This window comes from Lysobacter sp. 05T417 (assembly GCF_056396405.1).
Genome location: NZ_JBFTLK010000006.1, coordinates 127,513 through 149,011, shown reverse-complemented (window position 1 = coordinate 149,011; position 21,499 = coordinate 127,513). Strand labels below are relative to the sequence as shown.

Here is a 21,499-nt window from a genome sequence, read left to right as displayed (position 1 = left end):
AGACGGCGCCCCGGGGCGCCGTCTCTTTACCGCATCAACGTGGAGCCGGCTCGACCCACTTCTTGAAGACCGCGTCGATCTTCGCGTCGCTGACCTTCCTACCCTCCTCCAGCTGCGAGGCCTGCTCGAACAGCGGCATGATCATCGCCATGCCGTCGATCTTCGTCTTCAGGTGCAGGCCCGGCGCCTTGCCGAGGAAGCCGTCCCAGCGCGCGCGCACCCGCGCCCAGTAGCCGTTGGTCGCGTCCCAGTACTTGTAGGCCGGCTTGAAGTCGACCTCGGTGGTCTTCTGGTAATCGTTGAAGCCGAATTCGCGGGCCAGCTCGACCTGGCTGCCATCGGGCTTGCGCAGCACCTTGGTATTGAACTGCTCGTGGGTCCAGCCGCTCGGCGTCAAGGTGTGGCGGTTGATCGCGCTGATGGCGTTGTAGTCGCTGCGCTTGGTGTACTCGCGACGCGGCAGCGGACGCCAGCTCAGGTCGCTCGTCCAGGTGGCGACGTTGTTGTCGTAGGTCCACGCACCGGTGCCGCAGTAACGCGGTGCGTCACTGACTTCGTACACGCACTGGGTCCAGGCGCTGCGGGTCAGTCCGGCCGCGATCGGCCGCACCTGCCAGGTCTGGTCGGCGCTGAACTCGAAGCGCGTGGCCGCTTCGTAGGTCCAGTCCTGGCGCCAGTGCTTGGTGACGTGGCCGCTCTTCTCGTCGACCAGGATGTGCTGCAGGACTATCCGGGTCGGCGTGTCCTCGACAACGATCACCACCTCGTTGCCGCCGCTGCGCATCGCCGGATGGCGTTCGTAGCCCGGCTGCAGCAGCACGGTCTCGTCGAAGGCGAAGTCGACGATGTATTCGCCCTTCATCGCCAGGATCGAGTCGTGGTCGCGCGCCGGGTCGGGGGTGGACGACGCAGCGGACGGCGCGGCGATGGCGTGCATCGGCACGGCGGCAAGCAGGGAAAGCAGGAGCAGATGCGGGCGCATGTTCATGGCTGGCTCTTGGTGACGTTGAAAGGAGGTGCTTCGTGGGCGAGCTGCATCACCAGCTCACGCTCAGGCTGACGCCGACGTTGCGACCGGGGCTGGTGTAGCGGTCGAGCACGGTGCTGGTCGCCGGCTGCTGGCTGGCGATCGTGCCGGCCTCCCAGTACTTGCGGTCGGCCAGGTTGAACACGCCGGCGTTGAACTCCGCACCGGGTGCAAAGGTCCAGTGGCCGAGCAGGTCGAACACGCCGTAGCCCGGCGTCTCGAAGCGGCCGGCCACCGGCAACTCGTCGTCGCGGCCGGCGAAGCGGCCGGCGAGTTCCACGCCCCAGGTTTCGCGGTCGTAGGCCACGCCCAGCGACGCGCGCAGCGGATCGATCGACTCCAATGGCGTGCCGGTGTCGCGGTCCTCGCCCTTCGACCATGCCGCCGATCCGCGCAGCGACCAGCCTGCCATGGCTTCCGACAGTGCCCCCAGGTCGATGCCGGCCCGGGCCTCGGCGCCGTAGATCTCGGCGTTGGCGATGTTCTGCGACTGGAAGACCGTCAGTCCCTGTTCGTTGAAACCGATGTCGCGCAGCGACTCGATGAAGTCGTCGTAGCGGTTGTGGTAGGTGGTGAACTCGGCATACACGGCTTGATTGGAGAAGCGCACGCCGAGCTCGACGCCATCGCTGGTTTCCGGCTTGAGGTCAGGGTTGGGAATCGCGGTGTAGCCGAACTGGAAGTTGGTGAAGCCCAGGTTGACGTCGTTGTACGGCGGCGCGCGGAAGCCGTGCTGGTAACCACCAAACAGCGACCAGTCCCGGGTGAAGTGCCAGACCGCGCCGAGCTTGGGCGAGACACTGGTTTCGGTCATGTCGACGATCGGCAGGCCCGGGTTGTCGCCTTCGTAGATCGCGTCGCTCCTGGAGTCGAGCTTGTAGTGGTCAACGCGCACGGCCGGGATCAGGCGGAAGGCGCCATCGGCAAACGAGATCTCGTCCTGCACGTAGAGCGCGGCCGAGGTCGTGGCGCTGGTCGGGAAGTCGCGGACCGGGAACACGTCGGGGAGGATCGTGCTCGTCACCGCACCGGTGGTCAGGTTGGTCGAGCGGCCATCGCGCTTCTGCTTGAAGTCGGTGTAGGCGTATTCGAATCCGTAGGTCAGGGCGTGGTCGACGCTGCCGGTGACGACGTCCTTGTGCAGCACGGCCTCGGCGCCGAGCAGGCGCTGGTCGAAGTTGAACTCGCGCTCGCGCCGGGTCGGGTTGATCACGCGGCCGTCGCTGAGGGTCTCGCGCAGTTCGTTGGTGTACTGCGTGGTCTCGCTGTCCTGGCGGTAGACCTGCCACTGCAGCGAATCGACGAGGACCGAATCGATCTGGTCGACCTCGTGCGCGAACGAGACGCGGGCGCGGGTCTGCCGGTCGTCGCCAAGCAGCGCAGTGGTGCGCGTGCGCGGCGTGGTCGGCGGCGCGCCGGGCGGCAGGGCGGCCAGCACGCGCGCGGTCAGCACGTCGGTGTCGACCTGGTCCTCGTTGCCTTCGACGGTGAGCTTGAAGCGCTGGTTTTCGCTGGGCGCGTAGACCAGTTTGGTCAGCAGGCTGCGGCCGTCGTAGTCCTGCGGATTGGCGGCGGTGCGGTTGGGACCGCTGCTGCGGTCCTCGCCCATGTTTTCCGTTTCCTGGCCCTGGTGGTGGTTGAGCGAGACCAGGCCGGACCAGCGATCGCCACCGAAGGCGGCGGTGGCGGCGCCGAACAGGCCGTTGTCCGCGCCCTCGTAGCCAAGCTTGAAACCGAAGTAGGCGTCCGTGCCATCCTCCAGCCCGCCCGCCTCCAGATAGTCGGAGGGATCCTTGGTCTGGAAGGCGACCACGCCGCCCAGTGCATCGGAGCCATACAGGGCGCTCCCCGGGCCGCGTACGACTTCGACGCGCTTGAGCGTGTCGAGGTCGACGAAGTTGCGGTTGGCGGTGGAGAACGAGCCGATCGAGAACGCATCCGGCACGGCGATGCCGTCGGTCTCGATGCGCACGCGATTGCCGCCCAGTCCGCGGATGCGGATGTCGCCCAGGCCGAAGCGGCCGGTGCCGGTGGTGACGGTGATGCCCGGCTCGTAGCGGAACAGGTCCTTGATGTTGCGGACCAGTTCGCGGTCCATCTGCTCGCGGTCGATGGCGGTGACCACCGACGGAACGTCGTCGAGCGCGCGCTCGGTTCGGGTCGCGGTGACGACGATGCGGTCGAACTCGTTGGTGGCGCCTGCGGCGGCAGCGGCGCCCGTCAGGGCTTCCGAATCGGCGGCGGCGCTGTCGGCGGCACGGGCATGGGCTGGCAGCGCCAGCATCAGGGCAACGGCGAGGGTGCTGGGAACGGGATGCATGAGCAGGCTCGAAGTGAATGTCGAGGCGTTGCTGGCAGCCGTTCGAACCGGCGAGCTTGCGGGCCTTGGAGAGAGACGTTGAATGGAGAGCGGCCGCCTCCCTGGCAGTCCGCCTTCGCGCAGCCACCCTCCCCAGGGCGGCAACGCGGCCGATCGGCGCGTCCGGGTTCCCGGGCGCGCCGATCGGTGGGTTTCTGGAATTACTTGGTCAGGATCACTTGGTCAGGATCACTTGGTCAGGATCACTTGGTCAGGATCACTTGGTCAGGATCACTTCGTCAGGATCAGCTTGTCGTTGCGCGTATGGCGCAGGCGATAGACCTCGTCGCCGTGGCGGATCAGCACTTCGCGTCCGCCGCGAAGGAGGTCGTCGCTCTCGACCAGCGAAGCGGCAAGGGTCAGCCCCGAAGCGCTGAGCGCATCGAACGCCGCGGCGATGGGCGGAGCGGGACGGTCGGAACGTGGCTTGAGCTGCAGCAGCGGTTGGCGCAGAGACATGTTCGTGGCTCGTTCGGGTTGGCGACTTGAATGATAATGATTCTCATTACTTCGTCAACACCCCCGTCGCCACCCTTCGGCCCGCCTGCTCAACCCACTGCCGCCTCAACCCACTGCCGCCTCAACCCACGGCCGCCTCGACCCGCTGCCAGTCGCCTTCCTGCAGGCGCTCCACCAGCTCCAGCGCCTCGAGGTTCTGCAGCAGCTGCTCCGGTCGGCTGGCGCCGAGGATCACGCTCGACACGTGCGGGTTGCGCAGGCACCAGGCAATCGCCAGCGGCGCCGGGGCGACGCCCAGGTCCCTGGCCAACTCCACGAAGCGGCGGGCACGGTCGACCCGGCCATCGCCCTCGTTGCCCAGCACGCTGCGCTGCAGCCAGCCAAGACCCTCCCGGCCGAGACGGGCTTCGTTCGGCACGCCGGCGTTGTACTTGCCGGTGAGCAGGCCCGAGGCCAACGGCGACCAGATCGTGGTGCCCAGGCCGAACTCCGCGAACAGCGGCGCGTATTCGAGTTCGACGCGCTCGCGGTGCAGCAGGTTGTATTGCGGCTGCTCCATCGTCGGCGCGGTCAGGTGCTGGGCGCGCGCGATCTTGTGCGCCTCGCGGATCTGCGCCGCGGTCCATTCCGAAGTGCCCCAGTACAGGACCTTGCCCTGCCCGACCAGCGCGTCCATCGCGCGCACGGTCTCCTCGATCGGCGTCTCGGGATCGGGACGGTGGCAGTAGAAAAGATCCAGGTAGTCCACGCGAAGGCGCTTGAGCGCGGCGTGGCAGGCGTCGGTCACGTGCTTGCGCGACAGGCCCTTCTGGGTCGGCCGCGGCTCGGCGGCGGACCCGAAGAAGACCTTGCTCGACACGCAGAAACCGTCGCGCGGCAGGCGCAGGTCGGCAATCACGTCGCCCATGACCTTCTCGGCCTCGCCGTTGGCATAGGTCTCGGCGTTGTCGAAGAAATTGATGCCGTTGTCCCAGGCGGCGGCGATCAGGTCGCGCGCGGTCGAGCGGCCGATCTGCGAGCCGAAGGTGAGCCAGGCACCGAAGGACAGGGCCGACAGTTGCAGGCCGGAGGAACCAAGGCGGCGGTATTGCATGGGAAGACTCCTGGAGTTCGGCGTTCAGTTTAGCCAGCTGCCGTCACGGGCCTGTACAATGCGCGCCATTCCCTCCTCCGGGGAGTAGCCCACCCGCTGCGTCGTGCAACCACGAACCGCGGGGACCTGCGTCAACACACTTGGCCCACCGGCCATGGCGCAGGAGCGGCAGCCAGCCGGCAGACATGCCGGCGAGCGACCACGGGCAAGACCGAAGGCAGGCGTCGCGCGAGCAACTGGCATATGCCGGGTCGGGCCGTGTGGCGTTTGCCTTTCGCGTCCACGCGGAAGCCCGACCCCCGGAGTCTCCATGAACTTCTTCGCGCTGGATAACCTCACGCTGGATAACCTCACGCCGGATCACTTCCCGCTGATGACCGCTGCCGTCTCGACCGGCACCGTCGCGCTCGCCGAAATCGGCGACAAGACGCAACTGCTGGCGCTGCTGCTGGCAGCGCGCTTCCGCAAGCCCTGGCCAATCGTCGCCGGCATCCTGGTCGCCACGCTGCTCAACCATGCGCTGGCGGCCTGGTTCGGCACCCTGGTCGCGCAGTGGCTGAGCCCTGAAGTCCTGCGCTGGGTGGTGGCCATCAGCTTCCTCGCGGTCGCGATCTGGACGCTCAAGCCCGACAAGCTCGACGAGGAAGACAGCGCGCTTCCGGCACGCAGCGCCTTCGTCGCCACCACCATCGCCTTCTTCCTGGCCGAGATCGGCGACAAGACCCAGGTCGCGACCGTGCTGCTGGCGGCGAAGTACCACCCGTTCTGGGAAGTCGTCGCCGGCACCACGGCCGGCATGCTGCTGGCGAACATGCCCGTGGTGCTGCTCGGCAGCCGACTGGCCGACCGCTTGCCGCTGAAGACGGCGCGGATCGTCGCGGCGGTGGTGTTCCTGGCACTGGCAGCGTGGGTCGCGGTGCGCGGGCTGGGGTAATTTCCGGCTCCTTGTCCGTCCCCCTGTAAACCCGCCCGCGCCGCGCTATGCTCGGCGCGGGCATCAAGGGGGGCGGCGGTGCACGTGACGGGCGGGAGGATCCGCGAGGTCGTCGCCAAGCTGTTGGCGCGGCCCGACGAAATCATGCTCGAGATCGGCGCCGGCGGCGAACTGCTGGTGGCGCGACTGCGCGCCGCACTCGCCGCCATGCTGCTGTTGCTGCCGCTGGCCAATGCGCTGGGCGGTGGTGGCATCAAGGAAACGATGATCGGCCTGGGCGGCGCGCTGGTCGTCAACATCTTCGCCCAGCTGTGGCTGACGCTGGCGCGACGCCGCCGCCTGTTCCGCTGGCTGCCGTTCGCCTCGTCGGCGTTCGATGTCACCGCCACCACGCTCGTGCTGGCCGCCCTGGCGGCCAACCACCTGCCGGCCGGCCTGAACAGCCTGATCGTGTGGTGCGGCTATGTCCTGTCGATCCTGCTGACCGCCCTGCGCAGCGATGGCCGCATCGCCCTGTTTGCCGGTGCGCTGGCCATTGCCGAGTACAGCCTGCTGGTGCTGGTGGTGTTCGCCATGGCGACCTCGCCCGAGGACCTGCTGTCGAGCGACTACGGCTCGGTGACCCTGGGCAGCCAGGCCCAGCGCGTGGTGCTGCTGATGATGTTCACCCTGATCACCGCGATGGTGGTCTACCGCATGCAGCGCCTGGTCGAGCTGTCGGGCACCGACGGCCTGACCCGGCTGCCCAACCGCACCTGGCTGCTGCACCGGGTGCCGCGCCTGTTCGACAGCGTCCGCCACGACGGCGACAGCCTGACCCTGGCGTTGATCGACCTGGACCACTTCAAGCGCATCAACGACGCCCACGGCCACCACGCCGGCGATCGCGCCCTGCGCCACGTCGTCGCCGTCCTGCGCGAGCTGGCCGAGCCGGGCGAATGGCTGGTGCGGATCGGCGGCGAGGAATTCGTGCTGCTGCTGCGCAAACCGATCGGCACGGCCTGGGAGCGGGTGGATGCGATCCGCCGGGCCCTGGGCGAGCGCCCGTTCGAGCCCGAGCGCGGCGCCGACGCGATGCCGCTGAGCTTCAGTGCCGGCCTGGCGGGCTTCCCGCACGAGGGCTCGGACCTGTCGCGCCTGCTGCGCCGGGCCGACAGCCGGCTGCAGCAGGCCAAGCTGCAGGGGCGGAACAAGGTGGTGGCGAGGGACGGCTGACCGCCCCTCCGCTCCCTGGCCGCCTCTCCCTGGCCGCCCGCGGCGGCCGTCCCCCTCTCACAAGGGGAGAGAGCGGAGTGTGACGGCCGGCGGGGTAAACTACGCGCCGCCGCCGTCGCGGCCGACCTACAACAACAACAACGACGCGCTGCCGACTGCCGGTCGCCTGGGGAGAACTGAGTGGAAGCAATTGCGCGGGTGGCATTTGGCCTGTTTGGCCTGTCGGTACTGGTAGGCATCGCCTGGCTGTTCTCCACCAACCGACGCCGGGTCGACTGGAAGCTGGTCGCCACTGGCGTGTCGCTGCAGATCGCCTTTGCCGCGGTGGTGCTGTTGATGCCGGGCGGGCGCGAGGCGTTCGACGCCATCGGCCACGGCTTCGTCAAAGTGCTCAGTTTCGTCGGCGAAGGCTCGAAGTTCATTTTCGGCAGCCTGATGGACGTTTCTACGTATGGCTTCATCTTCGCCTTCCAGGTGCTGCCGACGATCATCTTCTTCGCCGCCCTCATGGGCGTGCTCTACCACCTGGGCGTGATGCAGGCGGTGGTGCGGGCGATGGCCTGGGCGATCACCAAGGTGATGCGCGTGTCGGGCGCGGAGACCACCAGCGTCTGCGCCAGCGTCTTCATCGGCCAGACCGAGGCGCCGCTGACCGTGCGCCCGTACATTCCGAAGATGACCGAGTCGGAGCTGATCACGATGATGATCGGCGGCATGGCCCACATCGCCGGCGGCGTGCTCGCCGCCTACGTCGGCATGCTCGGCGGTGGCGATCCGGAACAGCAGGCGTTCTACGCCAAGCACCTGCTCGCCGCTTCGATCATGGCCGCGCCGGCGACGCTGGTGATCGCCAAGATCCTGGTGCCCGAGACCGGTGAGCCGCTGACCCGCGGCACGGTCAAGATGGAAGTCGAGAAGACCACCGCCAACATCATCGACGCGGCCGCCGCCGGTGCCGGCGACGGCCTGCGCCTGGCGCTGAACATCGGCGCGATGCTGCTCGCCTTCATCGCCCTGATCGCGCTGATCAACTGGCCGCTGACCTGGTTTGGCGACGTCACCGGCATTGCCGCGGCGATCGGCAAGCCGACCGACCTGGCAGCGATCTTCGGCTACCTGCTGGCACCGCTGGCCTGGGTCATCGGCGTGCCGTGGTCGGATGCGCCGATCGTCGGCAGCCTGATCGGGCAGAAAGTGGTGATCAACGAATTCGTCGCCTACCTGCAGCTGGCCGACATCGTCAACGGCAAGGTCGCCGGCGTTGCCCTCAGCGAACAGGGCCGCCTGGTCGCGACCTACGCGCTGTGCGGCTTCGCCAACTTCAGCTCGATCGCGATCCAGATCGGCGGCATCGGCGGTCTCGCTCCGGAACGGCGCCAGGACCTGGCCCGCTTCGGCCTGCGCGCGGTGCTCGGCGGCTCGATCGCGACGTTCATGACCGCGACCATCGCCGGCGTGCTCACCTATTTCAGCTGATCCCATGGCTGGCAGCGCGCGCGTGGTGGTGGTCGGCTCGTTCAACGTCGATCACGTGTGGACGGTGGCGACGCTGCCGCGGCCGGGCGAGACCCTCAGCGGGCACTACCGCACCGGTCCCGGCGGCAAGGGCTTCAACCAGGCCACTGCCGCCGCGCGCGCCGGCGCGGCGACCAGTTTCATCTGCGCGCTCGGCGACGATCTCGGCGGCCAGCTGGCGCATGCGCTGGCCGTGGCCGACGACATCGACCTGCACGACCTGCCCAGCCATGCCCCGACCGGCACCGCCGGCATCTACGTCGATGCCTCGGGGCGCAATTCGATCGTGATCGGGCCCGGCGCGAATGCCGAGCTTTCGGCGCAGTTCGTAGAGCAGCAGGCGGCCGCGATCGGCGCTGCGCAGGTGGTGCTGGCGCAGCTGGAATCGCCGCTGACGGCGATCGAGGCGGCATTCGTCGCGGCGCGCGCGGCGGGCGTGCCGACGCTGCTCAATCCCGCACCGGCCGATGCGCAGGCACCGGCGTCGTTGTGGGCGCTGGCGGACGTGGTCACCCCGAACGAAACCGAATTCTGCGCGCAGCTCGGTCGCCACCTCGGCGAACAGGTCGATCCCGGCAAGCTCGCCGCAATGGAAGACGAGTCGCTGCACGCACTGTGCCGGCGCCTGCTGCCGCATGGAACCGTGGTGATCACGCTCGGTGCTGCCGGCTGCTTCGTCTCGCACGCAAGCCGGAACCTGCGCAACGACGCACGCATGCATTACCGGGTTGCCGCCGCCAGCGTGCGGCCGGTCGACACCACCGGCGCGGGCGACGCCTTGAACGGCGCCCTCGCCGCCTCGCTGGCCCGCCGCGGCGAGGCCGCGTTCGCCGACCATGTCCACTTCGCCAATCGCTATGCCGGTCTGTCGACCGAACGCGAAGGGGCTGCGGCGGCGATGCCGCACGAGGCAGAACTGCAGGCACGATTCGGCGCCTGAAGGGGCGGCTGCGGGCACGATTCGCCGGAGCCCTGTAAAACGCGAATGGTTCGCATTACCATACGGGGCTGATTCGCCGTCCGGACCCCCCTCCCCCCATGCTCCGTCGCCACCTCCTTGCCAGCGCCGTGCTGGCTGCGCTTGTTGCGCCTGTCGCCCACGCCGCCGACGCCCCTGCCGACAGCGCCGTCGACATCGACCGCGTCACCGTTTCTGCCAGCACCAGCCGCATCCCCGATTCCGATGCCGCGCTGCCCAACACCATCACCGTGATCGACCAGAAGCAGCTGCAACAGCAGCTGGCGCTGACCCAGGACATCTCGCAGGTGCTGGCCAACCTGATTCCGTCGTTCTCGCCCTCGCGGCAGAAGCTCACCAACGGCGGCGAGACGTTGCGCGGGCGCAAGCCGCTGTACCTGGTCGATGGCGTGCCGCAATCGACGCCGCTGCGCGAAGGCGGCCGTGACGGCCACACCATCGACCCGGCGATGATCGAGCGCATCGAGGTCATCCACGGCGCCAACGCGCTGCAGGGGCTTGGCGCTTCCGGCGGCATCATCAACATCATCACCAAACGCGCGCCGCGCCAGGACGGCGAAAGCTTCCAGGACGTCGACGTCGCCGCCAGCAGCGCGCTGCCGCACGAGAGCGACAGCAGCGGATACCGCGCCTCCTACGTGTTCGGCACGCGTAGCGGTGCGTTTGATCTCGTTGCTGGCGCGTCGTACGCGAGCGAAGGCCTGTACTACGACGGCGACGGCGATGCCATCGCGGTCAACGACGTCCAGGGCGACCTGATGGACTCGCAGTCCTGGAACCTGTTCGCCAAGGGTGGCTGGAACCTCAACGACGAACAGCGCCTGCAGCTGACCGTCAATCACTACGAGCTGCAAGGCAACAACGACTACGCCACGGTCAACGGCAATATCGCCACCGGCCAGCTGGCGACTTCGATCCGCGGCGAGAAGGAAGGCGAAGGCACGCGCAACCGCTCGACCTCGCTCAACCTCGACTACACCGACAAGGCGATGGCCGGCGGCTACTTCCAGGCGCAGCTGTACTGGGTCGACTTCGAAGCGCTCTACGGGGGCACCGACTGGGGCGACTTCTGGGGCGACGGCCGCGACCTGCACTGGTTCGACCAGTCGCAGAACGTCTCGGAGAAGCTCGGCGGCAAGTTCAGCTGGTCGCGCGGCGACCTGTTCGGCCTGCGCCTGCGCGTGACCACCGGCCTCGACCTGGCGCGTGACACCACCCACCAGGAACTGGTCGTCAGCGGCCTCGACTGGGTGCCCAAGACCAGCTACGAATCGGTGTCGCCGTTCGTCCAGGCCGAGTGGTGGGTGGCCGACCGGGTCATGCTCAGCGGTGGCCTGCGCTACGAGCGCGGCAAGCTCAAGGTCGACGACTTCACCACCATTCCGTCCAACAACGGTGGCCAGTTCGTCGAAGGCGGTTCGCCGACGACGAGCGAAGTGCTGCCCAACTTCGGCGCGGTGTGGGAAGTGACCGACGCGCTGAAGCTCTACGCCTCGTATTCGGAGGGATACAGCGTCGCCGACATCGGCCGTGTCCTGCGCGGCATCAGCGCACCGGGCCAGCGCGTCGACACCCTGGTCGATCTGTCGCCGGTGATCGCCGACAACCAGGAGATCGGCGTCGATTACGACGACGGTCGCTGGCTTGCCCACCTGGCCATCTATCAGTCCGATTCCGACCTGGGTTCGCGCCTTGCCTTTGATCCCGGCAGCCAGAGCTACAACGTCGTGCGCGAGCGGACGGAGATTGAAGGCATCGAAGCCAACGTGGCCTGGCAGTTCAGCGAGTCGACCCGCATCGGCCTGGGCTATGCGCAGGCCGACGGCCGCTACGACAGCAATGGCGACGACCGCGTCGACAGCGACCTGCCGGGCATCAACGTCAGCCCCGACCGCGTCACCGCGTTCTGGGACCAGGACTGGACGCCGGGCATCGCCACGCGCCTGCAGGCCAGCCAGTCGCTCGATCGCCAATTCGACCTGCGCGGTGTGCAGGTGGCGCAGTTCGACGGCTACACCACCGTCGACCTGCAGACACGCTTCCAGCTGCCGCTGGGCCAGATCAACGTCGGCATCGAGAACCTCCTCGGCGAACAGTACGTCACCTACTATTCGCAGAGCACGCCACGCAACGACACCTACGTCGCCGGTCGTGGCCGCGTGCTCACGCTGAGCTGGGCCAATCGCTTCTGATGAATGCCGTCGCGCCACGACACGCTCCCCGGCCGGCTTCGCGCCGCCTGCGGGCAGTGCTGTCGTGGCTGCACCTGTGGGTCGGCCTCAGCGTCGGTGCCGTGTTCGCGCTGGTGGCGCTGACCGGCACCGTGCTGGTCTTCCACACCGATCTGTTGCGCCTGCAGCACCCGCAGCTGGCGCAGCATTCCGCGGTCGCCGATGGGCGCGTGCTGGCCGCCCTGATCGAACGCTGGCAACCCGAGGGCCTGCGCTCGCTCGACCTTCCCCAGGACGACCTGCCGGTCTGGCAGGGATTCTTCGAGGACGGTCATCGCGCCTATTTCGCTCCCGAAGATGGCGCCCTGCTGCTCTATCGCAGCGAAGACGACGACGTACTGATGTGGCTGCACGCGTGGCACACCAAGCTGCTCGGCGGCGAGACCGGCGAGGAAGTGCTGGGCGTGGTCGGATCGATCGCGTTGGCCCTGGTGCTGACCGGGCTGTATCTGTGGTGGCCGCGACGTGGGCAGTGGCTGGCGCACCTGAAGATGCGTTCCGGCCCACCGGTGCGGCGCTGGCTGAGCTGGCACCGCAGCGGTGGTGCGATGCTGTTTCCGCTGTTGCTTCTGGCGACGCTCACGGGCGTCGGCATGGTGTACTCCAAGGGATTCCAGTCGGTGCTGGTGGGCGTGTTCGGCGGCCAGTCGATCAAGCCGCCAAAGCTCAAGGGCGACGGCCCTGTCGACTGGCCGCGGGTCATCGGCGAGGCCCGCGCCGCCTTGCCGGGTGCGCGCCTCAGCCGGGTCTCGGTGCCCAGGCACGGCGACGCAGTGGTGTCGTTCCGCGCGCGCGCCGATGGCGAATGGCATCCGGTCGGTCGCAGCACCATTGCCGTCGCCGCAGACGGCACGCGGGTGCTGCAGGTCCAGGACGCCACGGCCAACCAGCTGGGCATGCGCATGAGCCAGGCGATCTTTCCCGTGCATGTGGGCGCGGTCGGCGGACCGGTGCTGAAGTGGGCAATGGCCGCGACAGGCGTGTTGCCGATGTTCCTGCTGGTCACCGGCTTTCTCTTCTGGCGGCGCCGGCGCGGGCATCGCTGAGACCCCCACCGGTACAATGCCCGCCATGGCGGACACGTCCTTCCATATCGGCCCCTACCAGATTGCGCCCAGGGTCATCCTGGCGCCCATGGCCGGCGTCACCGACAAACCGTTCCGGGTGCTGAGCAAGCGCCTGGGCGCAGGTCTGTGCGTGTCGGAGATGACCACTTCCGATCCCCGCTTCTGGAACACCGCCAAGTCGCGCCATCGCATGGACCACGACGGCGAGCCGGCGCCGATCAGCGTGCAGATCGCCGGCACCGTGCCGGAGGTGATGGCCGATGCGGCGCGCTACAACGTCGACCATGGCGCGCAGATCATCGACATCAACATGGGCTGCCCGGCGAAGAAGGTCTGCAATGCCTGGGCCGGCTCGGCACTGATGCGCGACGAGGCGCTGGTCGCACGCATCCTCGACGCCGTGGTCAGGGCGGTCGATGTGCCGGTGACGCTGAAGATCCGCACCGGCTGGGCCGCCGACCAGCGCAACGCGCTGGCGATCGCAAAGGTCGCGCAGAGCGCCGGCATCGCCGCACTGGCCGTGCACGGCCGCACGCGCGACCAGCAGTACACCGGCACCGCCGAGTACGACACGATCGCGGAAGTGAAGGCGGCATTGTCGATCCCGGTGTTCGCCAACGGCGACGTCGATTCGCCGCACAAGGCCGCCGAAGTACTCGCCCGTACCGGCTGCGATGCCGTGCTCGTGGGCCGCGCGGCGCAAGGCCGGCCGTGGATATTCCGCGAGATCGCGCACTATCTGGCCACGGGCGAGCAGCTGCCCGAGCCGGACCTGCAGGAAGTGCGCGACGTGCTGGTCGGCCACCTGCACCACCTGCACGCGTTCTACGGTGAGGTTTCAGGCGTGCGCATCGCCCGCAAGCACCTGGGCTGGTATGCCAAGGACCGGCCAGAGAACGTGGCGTTCCGGGCGGTGGTCAACCGCGCGGAATCGGCGCAGGCACAGTTGCAACTGACTGCCGACTATTTCGACGCCCTGATCGCGGGCGTCGCCCCGGAGCTCCCGGCCGCCGCGTGACGGCGAGGGCCCCGCCAAGGAGGCCACATGAGCGAGTCTTCCAGCGCCACCGAGTTCCCTTACCTGCACGGGTTTTCCCTGACCGAGCAGGCGCGCCTGATGAAACAGGCGCGGCTGGCCGAATCGACGATCTTCCACGACATCGGCTACAGCAGCGCGCGCCGGCTGCTCGAGGTCGGCAGTGGCGTGGGTGCGCAGACCGAGATCCTGTTGCGGCGCTTCCCCGACCTGCACGTCACCTGCGTCGATCTCAACGACGCCCAGCTCGGCGCCGCCCGCACCAACCTTGGTGCGATGTCATGGCTGCAGGGTCGCTACGACCTCAATCTGGCCGATGCCACCAACCTGCCGTTCGAGCCGCGCAGTTTCGATGCCGCCTTCCTGTGCTGGGTGCTCGAACACGTGCCCTCGCCGGCGCGCGTGCTCAATGAAGTTCGACGCGTGCTCGCGCCCGGATCGCCGGTCTACATCACCGAGGTGATGAACTCGTCCTTCCTGCTTGATCCGTACTCGCCCAATGTCTGGCGGTACTGGATGGCGTTCAACGATTTCCAGTACGAAAGCGGCGGCGATCCCTTCGTCGGCGCCAAGCTCGGCAACCTGCTGCTTGCCGGCGGCTTCCGCGACGTCGCCACCGAGGTCAAGACGTTCTACTTCGACAATCGCGAGCCGGCACGGCGCAAGACGATGATCGGGTTCTGGGAGGAACTGCTGCTGTCGGCGGCCGACCAGCTGCTCGCCGCCGGATGCGTCACGCCTGACGTGGTCGAAGGCATGCGTCGCGAGCTGCACCAGGTGCAGAACGATCCCAACGCGGTGTTCTTCTATGCCTTCGTGCAGGCGCGCGCGATCGTCTACTAGTGCGAGTCCATTGATGCGGCATTCATCGATTACGGATGAAACCATTGCCGCCTGCATTTGTGCATGCATACACACGTTGCGTGACGATTGTGCTGCTGTTGTGATTGCGACAAGTGGTGCAGGTCGAAAGTCACAGGCCCCTATGGCCGATGCGAACTCGAGCGCATTGCTCGACTCTATGCCATGCCGGGGTGTCCCCTTCTGCGGACCCCGCCGCAACGCCCCGGTGGATCGATCCGATCAGGAGGCACCACATGAAAGCCAAGATTGCGTTCATCGCGTTGGCACTCGCGGCATCGATGCCTGCTTGGGCCGAGCAGAGCAAGGATCCCATCGGTGACCTGTCGCAGATCACCGGGCTGAGCGAACGCAAGGTCCAGATGGTCCTCGGCAACCGTACCGCTTTCGCCGAGTACCCCTACACCTACGATCGCGCGCTCGACAAGTTCGTCGACGCCGTTGGTGAAGTGAAGTACCAGCAGCTGATGAATGGCGAATCGGTTGCCATCACCGACAAGCAGGGCCACCAATACCTTGTTCAGGTCAAGCGCGAGAACAAGGACGCTCTCTAGTCCCAATCAAGGCAGCCCGTGGTCGATCCCCTGGTCGAACGGGAAGTCGAGGCTGGCAAGTCCCGAGGTGGACTCCCATGACATCAACTTCCACTCAAGGGCCGTGTGTGCAACATGCGGCCCTGGTGGTTTGTTCAGTGTCCTGCGGTAGCGCCCGCCTGCGCCCTCACTGAGGGCCGCGCCATCGCCGCGCCGACAACGTCGGTCTCGCCGGCGGGCGTGTTCCAGATCCGCTTCCACATCGCGCCGAGCCTGCGGCTGGCCTGCCATGGCCACTTCAGCTGTTCGGGCGGCATTTCCCGCCAGGCATCGCCCTCGCGCCGCGCCACCGCAAAACGGAAGCTGTAATCGGGCTCGGCGCCCATGCGCAGGTCCGACAGCACCAGGCGGCCATCGCGTTCCTCTGCCTTCATGAATCCGCGATTGAACCAGTTCAGGCGCTGCACGCCGGGATAGTCGAAGACCTGGGTGAGCGACTGCACGTCGGATGGATACTCGCGCAGGCGCATGGGCCCACGATCGGCGACCAGCGAACGCTCGCCTTCGACGAACCCCTCCGGCGTCATGGCCACCACGCGCCAGAGCAGGACGTTGAACGGCATCGGCACCGAGAAGCGCGGCGCGTCTTCGAGGTGGTGGGCGGCCAGCGCGCTTTCGGCTTCGCGCTCGACCTGCTGCTTGGCCCACAGCGATGCCCCCAGATACAGGGTGCTGAGCGTCAAACCGGCGAGCAGCGCCGGCTGCACGAAGCGTCTTTCGCGCCAGCACCATGCGATCACGCAGGCGATCAGCAACCAGACCGTGTACATCGGGTCGATGATGAACACGCTCGACCACATCACCGGCCTGAACGGCAACGGCCACAGCAGCTGCGTGCCGTAGATGGTGAATGCGTCCAGCAGTGGATGTGTGATCACCGCCAGCAAGATCGCCCAGAACCAGCGCCGCGGCGACTGCGCGACGCGACCGCCGCGGCTGCGGAACCCGGCCCAGATCGCCCAGGCGACAAAGGGCAGCACCAGCAGCGAGTGGCTGAGACTGCGATGCCAGGTCATCCGCGCGATCGGGTCGCTGGTCAGCAGGTTGACCGGCAGTACATCCAGGTCGGGCAATGAGCCCATCGCCGCGCCCGCCAGCATGGCGGCGCGACGATGTTGCGGCGGCACGATGGCGGCCGCGATCGCGGCGCCGAGAAAGACATGGGTCAGTGAGTCCATGCCGCGATGCTAGCAGCGGGCCGTTCACCCTGGCGCGTCCGCCTGCGCTACGCGGCGTGCGATTGCTCCGGCGCGGCCAGCATCGGCTGCACGGGTGCGCACAGCGCCAGCGCCTCGCCGGTGTGCGACAGCAGCCGGAAGCTGCCGTCCGGATCCTCTGCCAGCGCGGTCAGGCTCTCGACCCAGTCGCCGTCGTTGGCATAGAGCAGGCCATCGCGTTCCAGCAGCGATGCGCGATGGATGTGGCCGCAGATCACCCCGTCGAGGCCGCGGCGCCGCGCATCGTCGAGCCCGGCCTGGACGAAACGCTCGATGTAGCGCTCGGCCGCGCCGCTCTGGCGCTTGAGGAACTCCGACAGCGACCAGTAGCGCCGACCGAAGTGGCGGCGCACCCGGTTGAGCCACTGGTTGCCGGTGAGGATGCGGTAGTACAGCCAGTCGCCGAACTGCTCCTGCAGTCCGCCGAAGTGGGTGACGCCGTCGTAGTCGTCGCCGTGCGTGACCAGCAGCCGGCGGCCATCGGCGGTGACATGGATCGCGCGCCGGCGCACGGTCATGCGCGGCAGGGTCAGGCCGCAGAAGCGACGGATCGGGCGATCGTGGTTGCCGGGCACGTAGACGATCTCGGTGCCCGCGCGGCGCAGCGCGTGCAGGGCCTCGATGACGCGGTTGTGGGCGCTGCCCCAGCTCGGCCGGCGCTGGGCCATCCACCACAGGTCGACAATGTCGCCGACCAGATAGAGCCTGTCGCATCGCAACCCGCCGAGGAAGTCGGCGAACTCGGCGGCATGGCAGTGTTTGGAACCCAGATGGACATCGGACACGAAGACCGCGCGGCGGCGCAAAGGCAACACGGCCGGTTGCTGTGTCATCCACCCTGCTCCGTGAGGGCGCGTTCCGTGAGGGCGCGTCCCGTGAGGGCGGGGTGTGTCAGGTCATGGCCGTCGAGGTAGCGCTCGCGCTTCTTCGGCCGCATCAGCTGCAGGTCGACCTCAATCAGGCCGTCGACCGCGTCGCTGAAAGCCGGATCCACGCCGAACGCGAGGAATCGCGCACCGCCCGGCTCGCACAGGTCGGTGTACTGCTTGTAGAGCATCGGCAGGCTGGCCCCGAGTGCATCGAGGTTGGCCTTGAGCACGCGGAAAGCGGTGGCGGCATCGACCGCGTCGAACTGCGGCGGCGCGGCGCGGTAGGCGAACGGCTGCTTCGACACGGCATCGACCTGGCCGGCGCCGAAATAGCGCGCGTAGTAGGCGACGATCTGCTCGCGCGCCTGTTCCGGCAGCGCGGCGCTGATCGACACCGGCCCGAACAGATAGCGCACGTTGCGATGGCGGGCCAGGTACGCGCCTATACCCTGCCACAGGTAGTCGATGCTGCGGCCGCCCCAGTAATGGGGGGCAACGAAGCTGCGGCCCAGCTCCATGCCCTGGGCGATCCGCGGGATGGCATCGTCGCCGTAGCGGAACAGCGACGCGGTGTAGAGGCCGGCCAGCCCGCGCTCGGCAAGCACGCTGGCGCCGCGGGCGACGCGGTAGGCGCCGGCGATGCGCGTGGCCCGGTCGTCCCACAGCACGATGTGTTCGTACCAGCTGTCGTAGAGGTCGACATCGAGGCGCTGGCCGGTGCCCTCGCCGACCGCGCGGAAGGTGACCTCGCGCAGGCGCCCGATTTCCTGCAGCAGCGCCGAGCCCGCGGCCAGGCGCCCGGCGCGGATCTGCTTGCCGTCGAGGGTGCGGCCCAGCAGCGCGAGCGTCTCGACGCCGGCTTGCACAAGGTCCGGCGCGATGGCATCGATGACCGGTTCCGGGCGGCCGGAAACGGCCATGTCGGTGGCCATCTCGATGTCGCTGCGGCGGCGACCGGCCCCGAGCGAGAACAGTTCGCGGCGGACCTGGCGCAGCAGCCGTTCCGGATCGCCGTCGGCCGGCAGGTTCAGCAAGGTACCGATCCGCATCGAGATGCGGTGGGCGCGACGGGCGAACATTTCCCGCGCCAGCAATGCCGTGCCGACCGGCTTGAACAGGGCCGAGGCACCATAGAACAGCGCCGAGTTGCGGGCCTCGATCCGCACCGGCAGCACCGGCGCGCCGCTGGCGCGGGCGAAGCGCAGGAAGCCGCGCCGCCAGCGTCCGTCGGTGACACCCTTCAGGCCCAGCCGTGCGACCTCGCCGGCGGGGAACACGATCACGCACTGCCCGGCCCGCAGTGCGTCGTCGATCGCCTGCAGGCTCTGCGGGCTCGGCCGGCCGCCGAGGATGCGCACCGGCAGCAGCAGGCCCGACAGCGGCTCCAGCGCCGACAGCAGGTCATTGGCGACGATCTTCACATCACGGCGCGCGCGCCCGACCAGGTCGAGCAGCGCCAGCGCATCGATCGCGCCGGAAGGATGGTTGGCGACCACCAGCAGGCGGCCGCTGGCGGGAATGCGCGCCACTTCGGTCGGATCGGCCATGTAGCGGACCTGGAGGTGATCGAGGCCGGCGCTGACGAAATCGAAGTCGCGCAGGTGGCCGTTGGCCTGGAGGAAAGCCTCGATCTGGTCGAACCGCGACCAGCGCCCGAGCGTGCGCAACAGCGGGCGGGCGATCGACGCCCGGCGGCCATCGAACCAGTGCGGGAAACGTTCTTGCAGGCGGCGCTCAAGCGGCATCGGGCGTCACGTCCCACCCCAACGGGGCGTCTCGCCGCGCAGCCTGCGGCGACGCGGCGACAACAACGTGGCGGATTCGGGTCAATCCGGTGACAGCGCCCGCGGCCGCGAAATTAACCCTCAGTCAACACCTGAATGACGCACAATGCGCCGACCCGGCCAAGCCTGTATCATGCGCGGCCATCCTTTCATCCGAATACGGGGATAAAGCCTCGATGTCCAGCTACCTGTTTACCTCCGAATCCGTCTCCGAAGGCCACCCGGACAAGATTGCCGACCAGATCTCCGATGCCGTCCTCGACGCCATCCTGGCCCAGGACAAGCGCGCCCGCGTTGCCTGCGAGACGATGGTGAAGACCGGCGCGGCGATCGTCGCCGGCGAGGTCACCACCAACGCGTGGGTCGACATCGAGTCCCTCGCGCGCAAGGTCATCAACGACATCGGCTACAACAATTCCGATGTCGGCTTCGACGGCCACACCTGCGCGATCATCAACATGCTCGGCAAGCAGTCGCCCGACATCGCTGCCGGCGTTGACCGCAAGAAGCCGGAAGAACAGGGCGCTGGCGACCAGGGCCTGATGTTCGGCTACGCCTGCAATGAAGCCCCGGAGTTCATGCCGGCGCCGATCTACTACTCGCACCGCCTGGTCGAGCAGCAGGCCAAGATCCGCAAGAAGAAGAATTCGCCGCTGCCGTGGCTGCGTCCGGATGCGAAGTCGCAGGTGACCCTGCGTTACGACGCCAACCACAACGTGGCTGGCCTCGACGCGGTCGTCCTGTCGACGCAGCATGACCCGGGCATCAAGCAGAAGGACCTGGTCGAGGGCGTGTACGAGCACGTGCTCAAGCCGGTGCTGCCGAAGAAGTGGCTCGAGTCGCTGCCGAAGAACAAGATCCACATCAATCCGACCGGCATCTTCGTGATCGGCGGCCCGGTCGGCGATTGCGGCCTGACCGGTCGCAAGATCATCGTCGACAGCTACGGCGGCATGGCCCGTCACGGTGGTGGTGCCTTCTCGGGCAAGGATCCGTCGAAGGTCGATCGTTCGGCTGCCTACGCGGCTCGCTACGTCGCCAAGAACATCGTTGCCGCCGGCCTGGCCGATCGTTGCGAAGTGCAGGTTTCCTACGCCATCGGCGTGGCCGAGCCGACTTCGATCTCGGTCACCACCTTCGGCACCGGCAAGATTCCGGACGAGAAGATCGAGAAGCTGATCCGCAAGCACTTCGATCTGCGCCCGTACGGCATCGTGAAGATGCTCGACCTGATCCACCCTGTCTACCAGGAAACCGCTGCCTACGGCCACTTCGGCCGCAAGCCGCACGAGGTGACCTACGTCGACGGCGCCGGCAAGAAGCACACCGCGACCGCTTTCTCCTGGGAGAAGACGGACCGGGCCGACGACCTGCGCAAGGATGCCGGCCTGAAGAAGTAAGTCGATTGGCCCCTCTCTTTCGGGAGGGGGGCGGTTCGAAGGAGAACGGGCCTTTTGGGCCCGTTTTTTTTGCGTGCGTGGTCAGTGGGGGAGGAGGTGGGGTGCATTCCGCGAACCTCCGCTTCGCTCCGTTTACTGTTCGCGAAATACACCCCACCCCCTCCTTCCCAATACCTCTGTCGCTTCATTGCCTTCGCGTGTCGGCGATCTTGCGACGTGCGCGTGACATGGCGGCAACGTTAGGACTCGGGCTGGCGCGGTACAGGGCGGTGTCCGTGCCCTCGACTCATTCGCACGGCTGCTCGGTGAGCTCGGGCCCGGACGCCCGCTCGAGGGCCAGGTGGTTTCAACACCGGCGGAGCGCCGGGCCTAGCTGCGTCCATGGATTCCCGCCTTCGCGGGAATGACGGGCAAAGACAAAGACACTGGGTTCCCGCCTTCGCGGGAATGACGGGAAGAGGCAACGTCCATGGGTTCCCGCCTTCGCGGGAATGACGGGTAAACGCATGACGGCTTTCGGACGAAGACCGGGCAATGAAGGGCTGGAGCGTGGTCCGGCGGGCAGGGGATTGCTCCGCAGCGGGACATGGATGTCCCGCGCCCCGCATCAGACAGGATGTCTGACTAAGGGGCGGAGCAATCCCCTGCCCGCCGGACCGCGCCTCTTCGAAGGCATCACGCCCGCGCTTCACGCCCCGGACGTGGACAGCGACGGGTTCATCCATTCGCAACCCCAACCGGCTAAAATGGCCCGCCTCGCCGAGGGGCGCTGCAAGTCCGGGCAATCCGGAATCAGGCTCGGCGGGACGCAACACGTACAACGGCGCCCGGTTTGGCAGGACTCATGCCCTGCCCTCACC

The 21,499-nt window shown here is 67.7% G+C and carries 17 protein-coding genes and 1 riboswitch; of the genes, 10 read left to right on the top strand and 7 right to left on the bottom strand.

The genetic code is table 11. The annotated features are described in order from the left end of the window. Window positions 1–34: 34 nt before the first annotated feature. From AC1DER_RS12655 to AC1DER_RS12640, 4 genes are all read right to left on the bottom strand, one after another. Window positions 35–937 (bottom strand): DUF6607 family protein, encoded by a 903-nt coding sequence (locus tag AC1DER_RS12655; RefSeq protein ID WP_477245900.1) that lies wholly within the window; start codon window positions 935–937, stop codon window positions 35–37. A 100-nt stretch (window positions 938–1,037) separates the two neighbouring features. Then, window positions 1,038–3,347, bottom strand: a complete 2,310-nt coding sequence (locus AC1DER_RS12650; protein ID WP_477245802.1) for a TonB-dependent hemoglobin/transferrin/lactoferrin family receptor — start codon at window positions 3,345–3,347, stop codon at window positions 1,038–1,040. Between the two features lie 270 nt (window positions 3,348–3,617). Then, window positions 3,618–3,845 (bottom strand): hemin uptake protein HemP, encoded by a 228-nt coding sequence (locus tag AC1DER_RS12645; protein ID WP_477245804.1) that lies wholly within the window; start codon window positions 3,843–3,845, stop codon window positions 3,618–3,620. A 121-nt stretch (window positions 3,846–3,966) separates the two neighbouring features. Then, a complete protein-coding gene (locus tag AC1DER_RS12640) occupies window positions 3,967–4,938 on the bottom strand; it encodes a potassium channel beta subunit family protein (RefSeq protein ID WP_477245806.1) in 972 nt (323 codons plus the stop codon). A 310-nt stretch (window positions 4,939–5,248) separates the two neighbouring features. Here AC1DER_RS12640 and AC1DER_RS12635 point away from each other — a divergent pair, with 310 nt between their 5' ends. The 9 genes from AC1DER_RS12635 to AC1DER_RS12595 all read left to right on the top strand — a co-directional run bounded on the left by AC1DER_RS12635 (window position 5,249) and on the right by AC1DER_RS12595 (window position 15,330). Beyond that, window positions 5,249–5,872: a TMEM165/GDT1 family protein gene (locus AC1DER_RS12635; RefSeq protein WP_477245808.1), complete on the top strand. Its 624-nt coding sequence runs from the start codon at window positions 5,249–5,251 to the stop codon at window positions 5,870–5,872. A gap of 78 nt (window positions 5,873–5,950) precedes the next feature. Next, window positions 5,951–7,087, top strand: coding sequence for a GGDEF domain-containing protein (locus tag AC1DER_RS12630; RefSeq protein WP_477245810.1), 1,137 nt, complete (start codon window positions 5,951–5,953; stop codon window positions 7,085–7,087). 180 nt (window positions 7,088–7,267) lie between these two features. Continuing rightward, complete coding sequence (locus AC1DER_RS12625; RefSeq protein WP_441817133.1) at window positions 7,268–8,563, top strand: NupC/NupG family nucleoside CNT transporter; 1,296 nt, start codon at window positions 7,268–7,270, stop codon at window positions 8,561–8,563. A gap of 4 nt (window positions 8,564–8,567) precedes the next feature. Beyond that, window positions 8,568–9,542, top strand: a complete 975-nt coding sequence (locus tag AC1DER_RS12620; protein WP_477245813.1) for a ribokinase — start codon at window positions 8,568–8,570, stop codon at window positions 9,540–9,542. A gap of 98 nt (window positions 9,543–9,640) precedes the next feature. Then, window positions 9,641–11,773, top strand: coding sequence for a TonB-dependent receptor (locus AC1DER_RS12615; RefSeq protein WP_477245815.1), 2,133 nt, complete (start codon window positions 9,641–9,643; stop codon window positions 11,771–11,773). Continuing rightward, a complete protein-coding gene (locus AC1DER_RS12610; RefSeq protein ID WP_477245817.1) occupies window positions 11,773–12,858 on the top strand; it encodes a PepSY-associated TM helix domain-containing protein in 1,086 nt (361 codons plus the stop codon). The genes AC1DER_RS12615 and AC1DER_RS12610 overlap by 1 nt, the downstream gene beginning before the upstream one ends. Before the next feature lie 25 nt (window positions 12,859–12,883). Continuing rightward, window positions 12,884–13,897 carry a tRNA dihydrouridine synthase DusB gene (dusB, locus tag AC1DER_RS12605; RefSeq protein WP_477245819.1) on the top strand — a complete coding sequence of 338 codons (1,014 nt, stop codon included), beginning with the start codon at window positions 12,884–12,886 and terminating at the stop codon, window positions 13,895–13,897. A 27-nt stretch (window positions 13,898–13,924) separates the two neighbouring features. After that, complete coding sequence (locus AC1DER_RS12600) at window positions 13,925–14,758, top strand: class I SAM-dependent methyltransferase (protein WP_477245821.1); 834 nt, start codon at window positions 13,925–13,927, stop codon at window positions 14,756–14,758. A 254-nt stretch (window positions 14,759–15,012) separates the two neighbouring features. Next, window positions 15,013–15,330: a hypothetical protein gene (locus tag AC1DER_RS12595; RefSeq protein WP_441817127.1), complete on the top strand. Its 318-nt coding sequence runs from the start codon at window positions 15,013–15,015 to the stop codon at window positions 15,328–15,330. 134 nt (window positions 15,331–15,464) lie between these two features. Here AC1DER_RS12595 and AC1DER_RS12590 read toward each other — a convergent pair whose 3' ends face one another. The 3 genes from AC1DER_RS12590 to olsF are packed head-to-tail and all read right to left on the bottom strand — an operon-like array spanning window position 15,465 to window position 19,200. Beyond that, window positions 15,465–16,547, bottom strand: a complete 1,083-nt coding sequence (locus tag AC1DER_RS12590) for a metal-dependent hydrolase (protein ID WP_477245823.1) — start codon at window positions 16,545–16,547, stop codon at window positions 15,465–15,467. Window positions 16,548–16,594: 47 nt separating this feature from the next. Continuing rightward, the gene (locus tag AC1DER_RS12585) at window positions 16,595–17,419 is read right to left on the bottom strand and encodes a UDP-2,3-diacylglucosamine diphosphatase (RefSeq protein ID WP_477245825.1); all 825 of its coding nucleotides are present in this window, start codon (window positions 17,417–17,419) and stop codon (window positions 16,595–16,597) included. After that, on the bottom strand, window positions 17,416–19,200 hold the full coding sequence (gene olsF / locus AC1DER_RS12580; protein WP_477245827.1) for a bifunctional ornithine lipid synthase OlsF: 1,785 nt from the start codon (window positions 19,198–19,200) through the stop codon (window positions 17,416–17,418). Before olsF ends, AC1DER_RS12585 begins: the two co-directional genes overlap by 4 nt. A 215-nt stretch (window positions 19,201–19,415) precedes the next feature. On the opposite strand from olsF, the gene metK reads away from it, so the two are divergent. After that, window positions 19,416–20,639 carry a methionine adenosyltransferase gene (gene metK / locus AC1DER_RS12575; protein ID WP_441817123.1) on the top strand — a complete coding sequence of 408 codons (1,224 nt, stop codon included), beginning with the start codon at window positions 19,416–19,418 and terminating at the stop codon, window positions 20,637–20,639. A gap of 755 nt (window positions 20,640–21,394) precedes the next feature. After that, window positions 21,395–21,475: riboswitch (S-adenosyl-L-homocysteine riboswitch) on the top strand. Window positions 21,476–21,499 lie beyond the last annotated feature (24 nt).

Bases quoted from the DNA above. Each gene is read 5' to 3' on its own strand.
- AC1DER_RS12585 (WP_477245825.1), bottom strand. From the start codon at position 17,419: ATGACACAGCAACCGGCCGTGTTGCCTTTGCGCCGCCGCGCGGTCTTC.
- AC1DER_RS12640 (WP_477245806.1), bottom strand. From the start codon at position 4,938: ATGCAATACCGCCGCCTTGGTTCCTCCGGCCTGCAACTGTCGGCCCTG.
- dusB (WP_477245819.1), top strand. From the start codon at position 12,884: ATGGCGGACACGTCCTTCCATATCGGCCCCTACCAGATTGCGCCCAGG.
- AC1DER_RS12635 (WP_477245808.1), top strand. From the start codon at position 5,249: ATGAACTTCTTCGCGCTGGATAACCTCACGCTGGATAACCTCACGCCG.
- olsF (WP_477245827.1), bottom strand. From the start codon at position 19,200: ATGCCGCTTGAGCGCCGCCTGCAAGAACGTTTCCCGCACTGGTTCGAT.
- metK (WP_441817123.1), top strand. From the start codon at position 19,416: ATGTCCAGCTACCTGTTTACCTCCGAATCCGTCTCCGAAGGCCACCCG.
- AC1DER_RS12590 (WP_477245823.1), bottom strand. From the start codon at position 16,547: ATGGACTCACTGACCCATGTCTTTCTCGGCGCCGCGATCGCGGCCGCC.
- AC1DER_RS12595 (WP_441817127.1), top strand. From the start codon at position 15,013: ATGAAAGCCAAGATTGCGTTCATCGCGTTGGCACTCGCGGCATCGATG.
- AC1DER_RS12620 (WP_477245813.1), top strand. From the start codon at position 8,568: ATGGCTGGCAGCGCGCGCGTGGTGGTGGTCGGCTCGTTCAACGTCGAT.
- AC1DER_RS12600 (WP_477245821.1), top strand. From the start codon at position 13,925: ATGAGCGAGTCTTCCAGCGCCACCGAGTTCCCTTACCTGCACGGGTTT.
- AC1DER_RS12610 (WP_477245817.1), top strand. From the start codon at position 11,773: ATGAATGCCGTCGCGCCACGACACGCTCCCCGGCCGGCTTCGCGCCGC.
- AC1DER_RS12645 (WP_477245804.1), bottom strand. From the start codon at position 3,845: ATGTCTCTGCGCCAACCGCTGCTGCAGCTCAAGCCACGTTCCGACCGT.
- AC1DER_RS12650 (WP_477245802.1), bottom strand. From the start codon at position 3,347: ATGCATCCCGTTCCCAGCACCCTCGCCGTTGCCCTGATGCTGGCGCTG.
- AC1DER_RS12615 (WP_477245815.1), top strand. From the start codon at position 9,641: ATGCTCCGTCGCCACCTCCTTGCCAGCGCCGTGCTGGCTGCGCTTGTT.
- AC1DER_RS12655 (WP_477245900.1), bottom strand. From the start codon at position 937: ATGCACGCCATCGCCGCGCCGTCCGCTGCGTCGTCCACCCCCGACCCG.